Below are 15,713 nucleotides of genomic sequence, written 5' to 3'. Positions count from 1 at the left end.
CTCCTATCCAGGCAAGCGGAGAACCTGACCAGGCTTGATCTTGTTCGGATCAGGACCAATAAGGGATTTATTGAGATTATATATTTCCTTATGTCTTGCTCCGTTTTGGAGATACCGCTTGGCGATTCCCCAAAGCGTATCACCTTTCACAACAGTATGAGTCTTGGACGATGCTGGAATTGGGCGAGAAGAAGCTGTCGAATTTGCTTTATTGACGGTTGGCACTATTATATCTCGCGCCTGTACTAGCTCTAATGTGAATCGCATGTCCCCATGACCACCTGACCACGTATGTTCAAACGACTGAACATATACATCAAAATTGATGACTGTCTCAGTAACAAGAAGTCTAAGCTTAATACCGCCGTCACGCCATCCCGCTAGGACAGAGGATAGCTCTCTTGGGTCTTGCCACGATTTGATAAAGGATGCATTGCGGCGTAATTTTCCAGGGAAGATGCCATCTAACATGACTCGCGACAGCATGGACCCCCTGGGTAAAGCATATTCTCCGAGGGATAGGCTTTCATAGGTTTGAATGCGTGCATTGGTTCCGACAGTGATTCGTTCAGGGTTTAATGGAAAGTGTAGTCGTTTACCGCCGCTTTCAGTTAGGTAGAAGTCTATTGCCATCACCCCCATATTTACTAGCTTGGCTGAATAATATTACTGTTTGATCCTTCAAGCTCTCTCGCAATAACATTTGCAACATCGCTTGCAATCTCTTCAACGTGTTCACGGATGGCTGTTATTACATCTTGACCATCGCCAGAAACTGAAATAGAAATCTGTATGCCTCCGAGATGAACCGCAAAACCACTAGCTCCACGGCTCGGAGAAGTTGAAAATGGTAGATTGCCGCTTCCTTCTATTGCAGGAACGCTAAAACCACCTCCAACAATGCCTCCCATCGCATATGGTGTCACACCGAGCATCAGTCCAGCTTTTTCCCAAAGCTCACGACCACGGCCTCGCATGTTTGCGGACAGTGGAATTATGGCTTCGGGTCCGGCTTCACCTACAAGCCCCATGTGAGGGCGAGATATGAAACCACCACGCGCATATGCTTTATAGCCACCACCAGCGGCTTTTTGTCCGGCCTCCTTGCCTTCGTTGAAAGCACCGCCGACTTTATCCCAAAACTTACCCCAACCGCTTTTAATATTCTCCCATGACTTGGAAGCCCAGCCCTCGACCTTGGCCCATTTGGATTGCCACCACTCGCCGTTAAAGAGCGTTGATTCAATTGCGGCCAGAGAGTTATTCCATACGTCCTGCGTCTTGTCCCAAGCGCTGGATGTCCAGTCCTGGACACCTTTCCACCTTTCAGCCCACCATTCGCCGTTAAAGATCGTGTCACCAATAGCGGCAATGGCGTTATTCCAAGTTTCCTTTGACTTCTCCCAGGACTCATCTGACCAGGCTTCAACAGCACTCCATTTTTCGTTCCACCACTCGCCGTTAAAGAGCGTATCACCAATAAAACCGACCGCATAGCCAATACCTTTAGCTATCGCTTGCGGTCCAGTATCGGAAATCCATGTCCATGTTGCTGATGCACCATTTTTTAGTGACGGCCAGAGAGTGGAGCTGAACCATCGAGATATGTCCTCACCCTTTGATCCAATCCAATCCCCTATGGCACCGCCACCCAAACCACCAAGGATGCCACCGATTAGCCCGCCGACCGCCGTCCCCAAGCCCGGCACAACAGAACCAACTGCTGCACCTCCAGCAGCCCCAGCAGCAAAACCACCCCAACCTCCAACAGTCCCGCCAATCGCTCGGTTACGTTCGGCTCCTGGTTGAGCTGAAGCAATATTTGCAGCATCCAGTCCAATGGATAAAGGAATAGCCGCTTTACCCACCGTTCTAGAAAGGAGTCCTAAGCCTTTACTTTTGCCACCACCCTTAAACAGGCTTTTCCACCAGCTTGTTTTTTCCTGGACTGGTCCACCAAAGGCTTTTTCCAGATCGTTAAAGCGCGATAGCCGACCTGAGTTCGCCATGTTTACAACTTCGTCGCGGCTATAAGTCTTATCCATCTGGATGTTTTCCCAGAACTTCGCGCCAGCAGGACGGTAGTTTGACGAAGGACGGGCAGACGGTCCAGATACCGGGATTGCCTCAACTGATTGTTGTATTTCTTTGCGCTTCAACAAATTTTGATGCCATGGCGTTTTACGTGACGATTCAACCTCAACAGGAGGGAACGGTTGAGTTTCTTTGCGTTTGAAGAGATTAGCCAGCCATGGCGTTTTACGAGCCGTTTCAGCAGCAGCCACAGGGGTAGCCGATTGAGCAACATCTCCAGCCGCCGTAGCTACTTTCTTTCCTCTTGCCAAGTCAAATATCTTCTTGCCACCACGTAAAGCCCCGCCTCCAGGTCCTTTAAGCAAGCTGCCGATCTTTGTAAGCAACCAGGCATCCATCATTAATACAAGTGCTTGACCCATAGGGCTGCTGGTTTCACCGCCTAACCAAGTGGGTTGAATATTGAAGAATGCTTCCTTGGCTTTATTCGCAATTTCTCCAGCGTCAAAAGCTTCAAGAAATGCAGATAAAAACGAACGGCCAGCAGAAGCCCCAGCTTCAACAAAGGGGGATTCACTGACCTTGGCTTCTGCACTTGAAGTCATACCCAACAGACCGAGGAGCACGCTGTTCAGTCCGGCCCCTAAAGCACTACCCACTTGGGCAGCGATTTTATCTACTTGCTCTTTACCACCACCAGACCACCATTCGGCGAATGGCTCACTGATGATTTTGTTCCAAGCAATTTTGACCTTGCCGAACAGATCAGCATTTTTAAATTCTTCGTCATTTAACAATTCACGTAGCCGACGAGTAACAACTTTGATTTTGTCCACAAAATACTGAGTGAATTTTACCGCTACCCGTTCCACTTGATTCCCAAGCTCTGCAATACCTGCGCTGTTCTCTTTGCGCCATTGTCGAAACGATTGCAATAATGGGGTAATGGTTGTTGTTAATCCTTGGCCCCAACGCTTAATCACATTGTTCATAAAAAAGGATTTGACACCTAGCATTAGGTTAGCAAGGTTATCGGACAGCTTTTCCATCATACCGTCAAACCTTGCGAACTCTTTCGTTGCTTGCGGCCAGGTCTTATGAATACTTTGCCCGGAAGCTGCAAGCTTCTCCAGACGATCACGAGCTGCTCCTGAAATTGCGCCCATCTCTTGTAATCGGCTCGTCATTTCACCGACAGGGCGACCCGCTGCCATTGCATCATATAGACGACCGACCCACAACGCCACATCACCAAACTGCTGTTGTGTACCCGCTGCAATATCACCGACCATGCGAAGTCCCTCGCCAGTGGATATTGCATTCCCCGTAAAGACTTGCAAAATACGACTAGACTCATAGATTTCATCACGGGTAAAAGGAGTAGACCCGGCAAAAGTCGTTAACTCTTCAACCCGCTTTTTCGCTTCTTCCGCGCTGCCAAGCAATACCTCGAATGCAGTTTCAACCGTCTGTTGCTGCATTACCATTTTTAATGGCAAAACAATAGTTCCCGCTGTCCCGGCACCTATGCCCAATATTCCCAATGCACTATTGAGGCCTGACATCATGGCGCGTATTGGGCTGGTAGCCAGGTCTAGCACTCGGACCGTTATCCGATACGATCCGCTTGCTACTCTTCGAGCTAATGCTCCGATACCATTGATCACAATGGATGCGCGATCTGCTGCACTAACTATCATCTGCCATTTAGTGCGATTCATCTGATTCAGACGATTGCGAACACGGTCCGTTATCTGATCAAACTTACTAACTTTTTTCTCTACATTGGTCAGACCTGGCTCAGTACGATCATCAATAAGCACAGGTATCTCAATGCGATATATTTCCTCTGCCATTAATGATCACCTATTTCTGGACTGTAATGCTCTTCGTTCTTCAGCCTCTTGTTCCAACGTGAGCTGCATCGAGGCAAAGCAAAAAAGCCGCTCACCTTCGGGCAGCTTCATGATTTCGCCAGGAAGTAATCCTTGACGCTGAAATATATGATGCAGGAGGGTGGCCCGCCCGCCCGCTTGGATTAGTTTTTTACAATATCAACTGCCTCGACATCATCCTCATCAAGATCGTAACCCGACAATTTATCAATCTGCTCGATTACAGCATCTTTCTCGCCAGGCAGCAAAACCTTTTCAATGAGTTGTGTGCCACTCAGAACATTGAGCTGATCCCAAGCTGCTTTATTGTTCCAAACACTTTTCCTATCCTCGTCAACTGTAGCCTGGTAGATAAGATTGGAGCGATATCTGGCTGTATCTGTATCCTCAGGCATCCTAAAGCCGCCCATACGTTTGTTTTTCTTGTACGTTGTTGCTTTTTCGCGGCAGTCATTATATTCAGCTTCAGACAGAGGATGAATGCGGAATAGAAACAGTACTTTACCTTTCCGCGAGATTTGGATTGTTTTCGTTTCCTCTTGCGCTGCTGTTGCTGCTTCTAGCAGCCCCCGCAAAATATCAGTCTCACTAGCCAACAATTCCTCTTGATCGATATGTTTATCTTGTGTTCCCATCTGTTTATTCCTCCTAAATTAGTTAGTAGGGGAGATGCCCAGGGAATCCCCGGACAGCTCCACTCTTTATTAGGCGCGAACTACGCCCGTGAAATTGAAGATTGCGTCTGGAGTATTGGAGCGGAGACTGTCATTCAACTTCTTGAACAACCGTGCATCCCTTACCACTGTCTCTGTAAACGTCAGGGTTACGCTGTAGCTCTGCATTAATGCCCAAGTGATTTTTTGACCCGCAGCCTGGTAATCACTATTTGTTATGCTAATTTGGGCTTGCCATGTATTCACTTCAGCGAGAAAGTTCCCATCGCCATCATAGAGTTGCCCGTTATAGCCACGAACGATGTTTCGGGGGTCAAATGCCCCTTTATCAAGCATCTGCTGAAGGTCTACAGCATTGTTGACGCGAAACGACCATGCTCTTTGCAGGATCTCGCCAGGCTGGACATTAGCGATATCAATTGAACCATCCGGGACACAATCCCTGAAAATGTATCTTGCATCTGACATTCATTACCCTCCTTATGCCTGTTGAGGCGTGAACTGAAAACCAAAGTCCAAGTAGATTTTTTCAATGCTATCCAGATCAATTAAATCGACAAAGCGGAACCAAGCCGAATCTCCTTGTGGTGGATAATCTGGATCAACCATTAACTGGCCGTCATCCAACCCACCCTCACGGATCATGGTCTGAATAATACCGTTTGCAATTGTCACAACAAAAGCACGACCATCAGCGTTGTTGTTCCACTTCCCTAAGTACGGATGAAGCGTATATACAATGCGGTCAATTAATTCAAAGCGTGTCCGTGTCCGACGAATCTTTTTCCAGCCTTCGTCTTCATCAGCCAGGAGGGTGACTTTGGTGTTGATGCCATAATCAATCTGAGCCATACCATCTGGGTTAACCGAGAAAGCCAGCATCCCGGATTGAATCGCTTCTTTGTATTGAGCGTTTGTCAACTCTCCGACCACGCCGATAGAACCAGTCATCGGCACATGAGTCAAACTCGCGTTGTATGCACTTGAAGCGATTACGCCCGCTATACGAGCTGCCGCTCTAGCCCCTTCAATACCCCCAGCGGCTGTCTCAATCCCATTGCACACGTAAACCATTGCAAAATCATTAAAAGCTTTAGCGTTCGCCGATCGATCCGCAAATGGTACGCTTGTTGACTCACCAACTACTCCTATCAAGCGACCACCACCTGAAGACAACATTCGACTAACAAACGAGTGGAGGGAAGCATGTACACCTACATCCTCAGAGTCAATACAAATCGTATCGAAGAACTTCCGCTCTAACAGCTCGAATGCAGCCGCATAATCTGCCCCAGTAACAATTGGATCAGCTCCACCCGTTATGGCTACATTCATAACGGTGTCAATTTCTCCGTTGCCATCAGCCACTTTCTGGCCCTTCAGATAGCGGCTATTGGCGTTAACCGCAGCTACCAACTGTGCTGGTTCATCCGTTCCGCTTGCAAACACAATCCGTTCCAATTGACGACTGCCTTCAAAGAGCAGCAGCTCTTTAAAATTATCCTCTAGTGTTTCACGGACTGTGACCGTAAAGGCTCGTGTTGTTGTGTACTTTGTTAATAGCTGTACGGATTTTACTGCTGTTGCTTGTGTATCGGATAATTCAAGCGAAGCAAGCTCACCGCCAGAGCCTGCACGTATCGAAAAGACTGTGCTTGTCCCGCCGTTGAATATTTCGTTGAGGCAATCCGGGCCTTTTCCCATACCAATCTTTGCAGTGATCTCATTAGGCGATTCAAGCGTTATTACTTTGTTCAGCGGCCCCCAATTGGACTGAACTACCGCAGCAGCAACACCCACAGTACCCGTCACCGTTCTGACGCCTCCAGCATCATGCCATTTTATATAAATATCTGGCCGTACTTTTTGTTCACCTAATACGTATACTTCTCCTGGCATAGGTCAGTCACACCTTCTTTCTTTTAAAGTCTTGTATTGCTTTTTCCACTTCGGATCGCGTCAAGGTATCCTTGTTGATCCGGCGTAAAGCTCCAGCCATAACATCCGACGAAACCTCAAAACGAGAGGCAGCGGCTATAATTTCTGCCTTAGTATATTGGGGTTCAAAAGTTGAAGCCTTCTGCTTTACTGCTTTTTGTTCAGTCATGGGGCACCCCCTATAAAATTTATTTGGTCAAGCTTCATAGCATCCGGCGATGTTCGTAATAACCCGAATCGGACGTCTATAGCAATTTGTCCTACTCGAAAAGGGTCTTGGCTGCTGTCAGCGGATATCTTTTGAATAAACATCGTTGATTGATCAAGCATGGACATATGACCATCCAGAGCGAGCTGCCGGATACAGCGTTCTAGCCATATGTTGCGAGCCGAGACATGGGGGACCAGCATATGACCCCGTAGGGTTGCATCAACCCACGCTCCCCAATTTGTTGTTTGCATGTTTCGTATACTGGCGGTGCGCCAATATAGTGCTGGAGAACTGTCTGAAGGATTCCAGCTTTGCGGGTCAGTTTGCATTTCAACAAATCTCTGCGCTGTCCATTGAGACATAGCGGATACGGGGTCTGGCTCAATGGGTTGATGCAGCAGCCAACCAAAAGAGAACACTTCAAATTGAATGCCTCTCGTTATGGCTTTGGACTTTTCATCCAGCATGTCCGCGCTGGTTGATCCTGTGAATCGGCAGAGGATAGATTCGCCCGTATCTGTGTCCGTTAACAATTGATGATCGAGCGCGGATATAATTTCTGAAACAAGTTTATCTACGCGCTGGAATAGGGTATGTGCAACATACGGCCATACTTCAATCATGTAACTTGATCCTGCCCAATCATTTTCTTCAGATTCGTTACCCTTTGCCAATACGAGATATGGCAAATCTTCATCGGCTGCCGCTGCATCTGTCTCATAGACTCGACCATTAATGTCAGGGATTCGGTCAATTAATCGTTGCCGAATTGTATTGCGCATGATTTAGTCCCTCCAGATATCACGGACAGCTTTTCGCAACGTTCCGATGTGTTGCTGCACTGTGGGCTTGATAATTGGCCTTGGCTTCATGCCTTTTACAGCCCTCGTCACTACAAATTTACCTCCACCGACAGGGAAGCGAAGGGCCTTTTTATTCACTGGCTTGATTAGCCGTTTTCTCGGCCCGTATAATCCCGTGCCTGTTTCCAAGTAATTACCGTAACGCATGGTATGCGCTAGATATACAATGACCTGACCATTGTCGGACCTCGAAGCATTACTTCTGATAACTGCACCGCCCTGGATACCTTGCCTAGCATGTCCCGTCCGATCTTCCCACGAGGCCCTTTGCTTGGCGTCACTTTCCATGACTTTACCTACATGACCAGCAACCGCGAATGTAGCAGCCTTCCGGCGAGCTATCTTTGCTCTTACAGGGTCCAAGATAGTCATGTCATTTCACCCTTTCGAGTCGGCATGTATATCCGCACAATTCACCCTGGACTATATGAGGATTGACGGAAGTAATTCGAAAGCGACCATAAGGTTCTGCTTCAAACTTTTGTTCCATATCCGGCCCACTACAAAGCACGGCTGTATCGTCAAACAGGATCGCATAGCTATCCGTTATTTCCTGCCTTACAGATCGTTCGGATTCTATCTTTGATGCCGGGGAGTTTGATGCGGCAAAAATACGGCCTGTTAACGGTCCGATATTCTCTTTCACATCTTCGAATCCGCCACCCGATCTGATCCGCCTAGTACCATGGATAATGATCGTTGAAGGATTTTGCTGAATGTTCCAACGTATATGTTTTCTTCGGGTTTCGGCATCTATCATCAAAAGACCTCTGGCCGTTTGACGCCCAACATAAATGAACCCGCTGCGTTGGGAGAAGGCTTCAGTGCCAGCCCATTAAATGTCTCTGCCATTTTTAACGCTGCATTTAATGCAGTAGTTAGATTTACACGTTGATACTGTTCTGCTCCTGTTTGATAACTCGATATGTCTCCAAGGCGCTTTTGAATCTTGGCTGCTTTTCTTCGCCATCCTTCAGCGGCAGCTTCATATAGATTAATCGCCTCATTCAACAATCTATCCAGCCGGACATCCGTGAAAGCAGTATCCTGATCGGTACCGTTTTCAGGTATCTCTTCGTCAAGCAGCTCGCGCAATTCTTCACGCAAATCATCGGTCGGCGTCATAGTTACACCCCCATACAAAAAAGCCGGGAATCCCGGCCTTTTTGTCAAATAAGTTGATAATTATTTCAATGCGATTTCTTGAACGTTTTCTTCCACGGCTGCATATGAGCCTCTGAATGCATAGCCAACCAACTGACTTTCTACCAGTCGGGATAGATCACCTTGATTCGCTTCGATATGCAAGTCTTTCTTCAGCAGCTCCTTGAACCCTTGTTTCGGTCGAATCAGATAGGCAGTGCCTGGAGCAACTCCTTCATACGTGTAATCTTTTTTTCCGACTTTCGTGTTGTAACCGTCATAATAGATGATGGTTGTAATTCCACTGATTGGCGCATAGGTTGTTCCACCAGCAGAGAAGCCTTTCAAAGCCATTTCGATATGTGTTTGATCGGCACTATTGGCAAGCAGGAGACTACCTTGGCGTTTTTTTGTGCCAGCCTCGCCTTGGGCTTCAATCAGAGTACGCCAGATCGCTACCCAACGTTCGTCTCCTGGCTGCCCCTGGAATGAGGTCTTGTTTGCAGCTTTGTAGGAAAATTTTACGATAGGGCCTAAGTGTATGTGATTCAGTAGGGCATTATATCCTTCGCCCATGGCGCGGTTCAGAATATCAATTTGAAAGCTGTGGTTAAACTCTTTCATCTGCTTCGTATACTCTAAGCCAGCAGAATACGTCACAATCCGTGCAGTCGGTCCTTGCTCAGCCCTCAAGGAACCAAATTTTACTTCCTGGCCTTCTGCATGTTCCATGAAGACGACTGCCCCCGTAAGTGCCCATTTTGCATCAATAATCTCAGGCAAGTTAGGGTCCGTGATCAGGTCATAGATTTCCTTATAAAGCAAAGGAATTTTTTCGCGGCCCAGCTCAACATCAAGCGCCACTTTGCCTACGACTTCTTTGTAGCTCTCGACACTGCCCTGAGATAACATTTCGCCGACAGGCTTCGTCCACCGTGGGATAGACATCTCACCATTTACAATCTTTTTTTGCACCTCGTACCGCTGACCATCCAATACAAATGGTACACGACTTTCAATGGTTCCCTGACGGCGCTTTGCCTTCTCTGAATCCGATGTAATGACTTTTAGCATTTTTGTCCATCCTCCTTATTAGGCTTGTGGCTCGACTTGTGGGCCGAGGACAAACCATATCACGTTATTGGCATCTTTTCCGTATGTGACACGACCAGCAGGACGGTTGCCTGTTGCCGTTTCGGTAAACTTCTTCGACGTATCGTTCCAATAGATCGCCACACCTTTGGCAAAGGTTTGGCTCGTGCTGATCTGATCCGTCTCATACTCCGCTTGTTGAATGGTAAGGGCTATTTCCTTGGATTCAGCAGCTCCCGTCTTGACTGCTTGGACCGTTACCCCCAAAAAGCCATCCAGTAGCGCCCATTCACCTGCTTGCAGCGTTGTGTTGGGTGGTACTGTTACTGTGACGGCTTCTCCATCACTCACTTTTGCTCGTGCTAATGAATGGACAGTGACGGGGACAGCACTACCTTGATATCTTGTTTCCATATGATTTAGCCTCCTTAGATCGGAACACTGTCCGTTGTTGTTGTAGTGCGGTCATTCCCGGAGAAGCCGCCGATAAAAGGCGGGAGGTCCGTTTGCATGCGACCTAGCATAGCTTTAATGGAATCGTCAGCCAGCAGACTGTCAATCTCGCCGGAGATGGTTTCTTTCGTTTGACCAGCCTTCGGCTTGACCAGCTTCAGCAAGAGACCCTGAGCCATTTCACCAGCTACTTTTTCCTTAACAACCTCTTTCACCGTTTGTCCAAGCGCTGCTTGATCAGCATCTTTCAGAGCCTTGCTTGCTTGCTCCACACTGGCAAGCAACTTGTCATCTTCCGTGACACCAAGCGCGTTCTTAACTTTATTGAGAAGCTCCAGCTTTGCAGCGGTATCCGCATCCAGTCCCGCCAGTACATCCTTCAGGTTTGTTTCTCCGGCTGTAATTTTCGCCAGGAGCTGCGCCAGCAATTCTTTCCAATCCATGTCTTTATCTCCTCCTTCGTTGTCATCCATTTCACCCACCGCAACAATTCTTGTCGGCATCCCGGAACGGTCAAGCGGCGTCCAGTCAATCGATAATGGCTTATAATCTATCACTTGTGTCTCACCGTCAACAGTCTGAAGCTTTGGCATTCCGTATATACTCACTTGCTTAATACGTCCGGCTCTGATCCAGCGCTTTAGGTCTGGAGATACGGCATCGACGATGCCCCGGAAGTACGCGCGATTACCGTCCATTTTTGCGCCCACCCAATGCGTAACGGGGTCTTCAAATACATTGGCGACGTCTTCTTCCTTCTGGTGACCTTTAAAGCCGGATAGTGTGTATTGATTTACATGATCGACAATTGCCTTCAGACTTTCAGGCAAGTAATTCCATCCTCGTGTCGATTTCCCGGCAGGTACTTCGACAACCACTTCAAGCGGATCATCATCACCAGCTTTGATGGCATCTAGGTCAACGCCGGGAGCGAGAGGGATATCTTGCGGCTTCATTTCACCGCTGATCGTCGCGGACAAAATGCTCTTATTTTTGGCCTTGCTCATTCTTCTTTCACCTCCTTGTCATAGTTGACCTTTAGAAACGTTCGCTAACGGCGTTATAACGCGTGATAACGGGGGTAAACTCTCTTAGTCGTAGAATCGGGCGATAAAATTCCGAATCGTTCTAGCGCCATTCTAGGCCGCTGACATGTAATGAGTAGCATACCAGTCATTTAATGCGGGTTGACTGTTCGGATTATCAATCCAACCCCGTAGCCTATTAGTGAAATCTTTGGGTGTTTCGTGCGTTTCAATCAGGTACGAGAGTGTATTCGGATGTGCAGGATATGGCGGGGGGTCATCTAGTGGATATACACCAGGCCCCAAACCTACGTCATGCCTTGCCAGCTCGTCGCATACATCCCTTACACGATGGGCAGGGGATAGGCAAAACTTGATCCCTTTACAAGACGGAGATGCTCTCGCCGACAAAATCGCACCTTGCCCAAGCGCTGCTGTCGTTTCGCTGCGAGCGGTCCGAAGCGCTTGATAGCTTAAATCCTCCGGGACGCGCCCCTTCATTCGTGACATCATCCCTTCGTAATACTTGGACATGACATTCGCATCACCACGGACATACGCTTCGAGCGCTCTGGCCGTTGTTATTGCATCCTGACCCTTTGCAATTCCGTCCTGGACAATATTACGGATCACATCTCCTGCGCCTTGCGACGTGTCCCATATGCGTTCTGATAGCTTCATCCCATATCGCGTTCGACTCCAATACGCTTGGACAGCAGACTCATTTATACGCACAAACATATTTTCCAAGCCATCCTTGGTAATGCGCGGGATAGATACTTTCTGCGTCATAAGGTCGATGGTCACTGCCCGATTATAGCGGCTGCCTATGTCTACAGCAGCGGCTATAGACCTTTCCAGGCTTAACGTTAGCCCGGTGTTGAGCTGCTCGATTAACGAGGAGAGTTGAGCTTCCATACGTTCCAGTAGCCAGTCATCGACCATGGAGCTGCCGCCTCGCTTCAGCTCATCCGCAATCCCGTCAGCAACTCTTACGAATAATTTGCGAATCTCTGGATCTTGTTTCAGCCTGAGTTCTAACCAGGCTTGTCGAGCTTTCAGTGCTTCAGAAGCATAATCTCCCGTTACGCGCCGGATTTCCTCAATCTCTGTTCGCTTCATGCTGCACCTTCTTTAAGTGCCTGTTTAATAGCAGCCAATTCCCCGATGCCTAGCGCACCATCGGACAGACGCTCGCGCTCTACCTGACTTAGAATAATGCGTGAATGTTCGGTATCGTCCTCTTCGTTTTCCGATTCGTATTCTTTCATGGTAGTGACATAGAGCTTCAAATATTCAGCAGCAGATTCCGTACTCAGGAATTTACCGTCGATTGCCGTTTTCAATCCGCTTGTTAGGGCATTGATCGTATCGGCTAACTCTTTTTCATCCCGTGGGTCAATTTCTTCCCACTCCAGCGTCGTGGAAAAGGTTTCAAACTGCTTGCCTGTATCCGCTTTGATTATGGCAAGTACCATACGCGCAAGGCGCTGCCAATTGCTTGTGAAATCACCACGCTTACGGCTAATGTTTCGTACAAACACAGGCATTTGTTCTTTAACGCTTGATAGGCTACTCGGTGTATGAACACCAAGTACAAATTCTGGCGTTTCAGAGACGGACACAATGCAATAGAAGATAAGCTTCAGCAGACTGGCTGCATCACCAGTCGAGCTGCGCACCTCGATAAAGCTTGCATCTTCGCCATCTGTCATAATTAAGAACTCTTTGCCATCAAGGGATATGGTGCCGCCATCCTTTGCATACTTCGCCGGGTCTTCGACACCAAAGTTGTTGCGAAGAAACGCCGCTACGTCCTTCAGGTTAAACTTTAGGCGAGGGGTAGAGTGCATCTTGCTTCCTTGCAAGGCATGCAGCATAACGTCGTGATAAGCCTTCAAAAATGGCTCAATGGCTTCCAACTCAGATTGCCCGTACAATCTCGTTTCGTCCTTCTCATTAGCAAAATGCTCAATCGGGATAAATCCAAGCGGATTCGATTCGATGATTTCGGGAGGAAATCCCGGAATCGAGTCACCTTCAAATTTCACCTTGCGGCGACTGGCGCTGATCCACTGTGTTACTTTTGTACTCCGCTTGTTCCCGGCACGATCTACCCAATCCATATTCGATTCAAGTACATATTCCTCGACACGCCCTGTCATAGGGTTGCGATTAATCGTCTTGACTTCCTCGTTCGGGATGATCGTATATGCCAGCCGCGATTGCGTTTCAGGATATAAAAGTGAATCCGTTGATTCCCTTGTAATCCATACAAAGCAATCTCCTTCTAACAAAGCTTTCTTGTGTGTTCTGTGCATCTTGGATGTGTGTTCGTCAAAAAAGGACTTTAATTCTTTCTTGGCTTCTACATCTATCGAGTTAAATGTAGGCACACCCATAAACCCTGATTTTGCATTGATGATCGGCTTGCAAAATCCAGCGCCTAGCTTGTAACTTTCATCCGTGTTGTCGTATAAGCTCCTAGCTAGTCCATAATCCACCCGTTGACTATCCAACTTGTACTTGGAGAAGCCGAGGCCGACCATGGCGCTGACCCGGCTACGTAGCTTGGAGATTTCACCGACAGCTTGCTTCATCCATGTGCCTAACCCCATATTCTCAGCCTCCTGAAAACACTTAATAGCCCGCTATCTAACACACCGTAACCTTTCGCCATGGACATACAAGCTTCCAAAGCATCCGGCCCGTCATCGTATCCCATAGGAAACTGCTTTAGTTGCTCTAACAGTCGTTTATGGCGGGCATCAAATTTAACAAAACGATTTTTGATAGTCGGCTGCATGCTTTGAATGCGAAGCTTCTTGTCGCCCGTCTGGTTCAGCTCTTCGATAGGGAGATAGAGGCTTTCTTTTGCGGACCTGGCCGCGAGCTGCTCCTTCAGGAACCACTGGAATTGGTTCGTTTCGCAGCCGAATTTCGCGTAGCCCTTGCCATAACTCATCCGCAACCAACGCTCTTTTTCTAGGACATCTGCAATAATGACATCCGGGTGACGCCGCTCAATGTCTGCATCCAGGATAAACATATAGCCTGTACTGTTTTGCTTGGCGATGGTAATGATCGAAGAGAAGTCACTTTTCTTCGTTTTGCCAAGGGAAGGGTCCACAAAGCCGAAGAAGGAGAAGTCCTCTCTAAAATCCATCGCCATAGGATTGTAGTAGTCGAACCACTCTTCGTTAAAGAGGCAATCGGCTGGATTGACTGGCTCGTTCTGTTCCTCGGAGTTAAAGGAGGCTTCGCCCTCTATAACGCGCATCACCATCAAGTCATAGTAGGAGAGCTTGGCATCCCATAGGACGTTTGTCCCTTCCAGCATTGCATCACGATTCGCTTCAAAGTAGGAGAGAGCATCTTGCTCACGGCTTTCATTCTCCAGATCGGTGAGAATCGCTTCCCAGGCTTCCCACAAGTCGTCTCTCGTGCTGAATGAGATGACTGCCTTATATTTCTTGCTCTGATAGCCAGGATTGCGGAGGATGCCCGCCAGCAAGCTGTCATAGTGTAAGATCGTACCGATGTAGAAAATATCCGTGTAGCTATCGCCAGCCTTGGACACCGCTTTAAAAAACCAGTTGGCGAGCTTTTTGCGTTGCTCCAACGTTCGCACGTTCTCGTCGTTTTCGATGTCGTCCAAAATAAACAGATCGGGACGCCAATTCTTATGCTTACGGCCACGAATCTTTTTTCCTGATCCGATAGCTTCCACCTTAATCCCCGTACTGGTGAGTATGACGTTGTTTCGCCATACCTTGCCCTTCAGCTCGCCAAAGTCCTCACGGATCGCATCGTTTTCTTCAAACTCTTCACGAATAGACTCCAGGAAACCCTCGGCCTGATCGGAGCTGTCGGAAAGAATGATCGGGTAATGCTTGTATTCGTAGACGACTGCATGGATCGTGTCCTTAAACGTGACATTTGTCGACTTTGCGTGACCACGGGGTGCAGCAGTTGCTTGCTTGCTACCTGACTTGCGATTAACCTTCTTTGCTTCACTTTCATCAATCGGTACGATTCCCTTCAGGACACCTTTTTGCCAAAGCTCGTCAAGTTCGCGGTGAAACTCTGGCGTGTCCCGGTTAAAGTAGTGAGGGAAGTAGGCTTTGCCGAAGTATTCAAGATCAATAGCCCCGAGTCGTCGCCGCAAACCATTTCGCCCTGTGAGCTGCTTCCCGGCTCGATACTCTCGTTGGAGCTTCACACGCTCCTGCGACTCATCACGATACAAGTACCGTTCCATTAGCTGCTTGATAGTCTTTGACTCTTGGACAGCTTCATGATTCGTTTTCCTAGCAAAGTCTTTTAAAATGCTCAACTTGCGTCACCTCCGGCGGGCATGCTTCGCCACCTAGCTGCTTATATCA

General features: G+C 48.0%; 15 protein-coding genes. All 15 read right to left on the bottom strand.

The window, feature by feature from the left end; genetic code table 11:
* Positions 1-3: 3 nt before the first annotated feature.
* A complete protein-coding gene (locus ACFVSO_RS09330) occupies positions 4-633 on the bottom strand; it encodes a LysM peptidoglycan-binding domain-containing protein (RefSeq protein ID WP_387472497.1) in 630 nt (209 codons plus the stop codon).
* A 14-nt stretch (positions 634-647) separates the two neighbouring features.
* Positions 648-3,890: a hypothetical protein gene (locus ACFVSO_RS09325; protein ID WP_387472495.1), complete on the bottom strand. Its 3,243-nt coding sequence runs from the start codon at positions 3,888-3,890 to the stop codon at positions 648-650.
* Positions 3,891-4,072: 182 nt separating this feature from the next.
* A complete protein-coding gene (locus ACFVSO_RS09320; RefSeq protein WP_387472493.1) occupies positions 4,073-4,564 on the bottom strand; it encodes a phage tail assembly chaperone in 492 nt (163 codons plus the stop codon).
* A gap of 69 nt (positions 4,565-4,633) precedes the next feature.
* On the bottom strand, positions 4,634-5,071 hold the full coding sequence (locus tag ACFVSO_RS09315; protein ID WP_387472491.1) for an endoglucanase: 438 nt from the start codon (positions 5,069-5,071) through the stop codon (positions 4,634-4,636).
* 12 nt (positions 5,072-5,083) lie between these two features.
* A complete protein-coding gene (locus ACFVSO_RS09310) occupies positions 5,084-6,502 on the bottom strand; it encodes a phage tail sheath subtilisin-like domain-containing protein (RefSeq protein WP_387472489.1) in 1,419 nt (472 codons plus the stop codon).
* 7 nt (positions 6,503-6,509) lie between these two features.
* Positions 6,510-6,710, bottom strand: a complete 201-nt coding sequence (locus tag ACFVSO_RS09305; protein ID WP_387472487.1) for a YqzN/YkzM domain-containing protein — start codon at positions 6,708-6,710, stop codon at positions 6,510-6,512.
* Positions 6,707-7,534, bottom strand: coding sequence for a 3'-phosphoadenosine 5'-phosphosulfate sulfotransferase (locus ACFVSO_RS09300; RefSeq protein WP_387472485.1), 828 nt, complete (start codon positions 7,532-7,534; stop codon positions 6,707-6,709). Before ACFVSO_RS09300 ends, ACFVSO_RS09305 begins: the two co-directional genes overlap by 4 nt.
* A gap of 454 nt (positions 7,535-7,988) precedes the next feature.
* On the bottom strand, positions 7,989-8,375 hold the full coding sequence (locus ACFVSO_RS09295) for a Fe-S protein (RefSeq protein ID WP_387472483.1): 387 nt from the start codon (positions 8,373-8,375) through the stop codon (positions 7,989-7,991).
* Positions 8,375-8,740: a hypothetical protein gene (locus ACFVSO_RS09290; RefSeq protein WP_387472481.1), complete on the bottom strand. Its 366-nt coding sequence runs from the start codon at positions 8,738-8,740 to the stop codon at positions 8,375-8,377. The genes ACFVSO_RS09295 and ACFVSO_RS09290 overlap by 1 nt, the downstream gene beginning before the upstream one ends.
* A gap of 60 nt (positions 8,741-8,800) precedes the next feature.
* The gene (locus tag ACFVSO_RS09285) at positions 8,801-9,832 is read right to left on the bottom strand and encodes a phage major capsid protein (RefSeq protein ID WP_387472479.1); all 1,032 of its coding nucleotides are present in this window, start codon (positions 9,830-9,832) and stop codon (positions 8,801-8,803) included.
* A gap of 18 nt (positions 9,833-9,850) precedes the next feature.
* Positions 9,851-10,264, bottom strand: a complete 414-nt coding sequence (locus tag ACFVSO_RS09280) for a DUF2190 family protein (RefSeq protein WP_387472477.1) — start codon at positions 10,262-10,264, stop codon at positions 9,851-9,853.
* Positions 10,265-10,278: 14 nt separating this feature from the next.
* The gene (locus tag ACFVSO_RS09275) at positions 10,279-11,310 is read right to left on the bottom strand and encodes a transcriptional regulator (protein WP_387472475.1); all 1,032 of its coding nucleotides are present in this window, start codon (positions 11,308-11,310) and stop codon (positions 10,279-10,281) included.
* Positions 11,311-11,442: 132 nt separating this feature from the next.
* Positions 11,443-12,450 carry a retron-type reverse transcriptase gene (locus ACFVSO_RS09270; RefSeq protein WP_387472473.1) on the bottom strand — a complete coding sequence of 336 codons (1,008 nt, stop codon included), beginning with the start codon at positions 12,448-12,450 and terminating at the stop codon, positions 11,443-11,445.
* Positions 12,447-13,946, bottom strand: a complete 1,500-nt coding sequence (locus ACFVSO_RS09265; RefSeq protein ID WP_387472471.1) for a phage portal protein — start codon at positions 13,944-13,946, stop codon at positions 12,447-12,449. The genes ACFVSO_RS09270 and ACFVSO_RS09265 overlap by 4 nt, the downstream gene beginning before the upstream one ends.
* The gene (gene terL / locus ACFVSO_RS09260; protein ID WP_387472469.1) at positions 13,937-15,664 is read right to left on the bottom strand and encodes a phage terminase large subunit; all 1,728 of its coding nucleotides are present in this window, start codon (positions 15,662-15,664) and stop codon (positions 13,937-13,939) included. The genes ACFVSO_RS09265 and terL overlap by 10 nt, the downstream gene beginning before the upstream one ends.
* Positions 15,665-15,713 lie beyond the last annotated feature (49 nt).

Origin of the sequence: Paenibacillus sp. NPDC057967, from assembly GCF_042887015.1 — a bacterium.
In the GTDB taxonomy this organism is placed as follows: Bacteria; Bacillota; Bacilli; order Paenibacillales; family Paenibacillaceae; genus Pristimantibacillus.
The sequence above is the reverse complement of the archived record's forward strand: the minus strand, read 5'-3'. Positions and strand labels throughout refer to the sequence as shown.

What these genes read in the sequence shown, in the direction of transcription:
- ACFVSO_RS09290 (WP_387472481.1), bottom strand. Translation starts at nt 8,740, where the DNA reads ATGACGCCGACCGATGATTTGCGTGAAGAATTGCGCGAGCTGCTTGAC.
- ACFVSO_RS09300 (WP_387472485.1), bottom strand. Translation starts at nt 7,534, where the DNA reads ATGCGCAATACAATTCGGCAACGATTAATTGACCGAATCCCTGACATT.
- ACFVSO_RS09315 (WP_387472491.1), bottom strand. Translation starts at nt 5,071, where the DNA reads ATGTCAGATGCAAGATACATTTTCAGGGATTGTGTCCCGGATGGTTCA.
- ACFVSO_RS09305 (WP_387472487.1), bottom strand. Translation starts at nt 6,710, where the DNA reads ATGACTGAACAAAAAGCAGTAAAGCAGAAGGCTTCAACTTTTGAACCC.
- ACFVSO_RS09320 (WP_387472493.1), bottom strand. Translation starts at nt 4,564, where the DNA reads ATGGGAACACAAGATAAACATATCGATCAAGAGGAATTGTTGGCTAGT.
- ACFVSO_RS09265 (WP_387472471.1), bottom strand. Translation starts at nt 13,946, where the DNA reads ATGGGGTTAGGCACATGGATGAAGCAAGCTGTCGGTGAAATCTCCAAG.
- ACFVSO_RS09330 (WP_387472497.1), bottom strand. Translation starts at nt 633, where the DNA reads ATGGCAATAGACTTCTACCTAACTGAAAGCGGCGGTAAACGACTACAC.
- ACFVSO_RS09295 (WP_387472483.1), bottom strand. Translation starts at nt 8,375, where the DNA reads ATGATAGATGCCGAAACCCGAAGAAAACATATACGTTGGAACATTCAG.
- ACFVSO_RS09325 (WP_387472495.1), bottom strand. Translation starts at nt 3,890, where the DNA reads ATGGCAGAGGAAATATATCGCATTGAGATACCTGTGCTTATTGATGAT.
- ACFVSO_RS09280 (WP_387472477.1), bottom strand. Translation starts at nt 10,264, where the DNA reads ATGGAAACAAGATATCAAGGTAGTGCTGTCCCCGTCACTGTCCATTCA.
- ACFVSO_RS09270 (WP_387472473.1), bottom strand. Translation starts at nt 12,450, where the DNA reads ATGAAGCGAACAGAGATTGAGGAAATCCGGCGCGTAACGGGAGATTAT.
- ACFVSO_RS09285 (WP_387472479.1), bottom strand. Translation starts at nt 9,832, where the DNA reads ATGCTAAAAGTCATTACATCGGATTCAGAGAAGGCAAAGCGCCGTCAG.
- ACFVSO_RS09310 (WP_387472489.1), bottom strand. Translation starts at nt 6,502, where the DNA reads ATGCCAGGAGAAGTATACGTATTAGGTGAACAAAAAGTACGGCCAGAT.
- ACFVSO_RS09275 (WP_387472475.1), bottom strand. Translation starts at nt 11,310, where the DNA reads ATGAGCAAGGCCAAAAATAAGAGCATTTTGTCCGCGACGATCAGCGGT.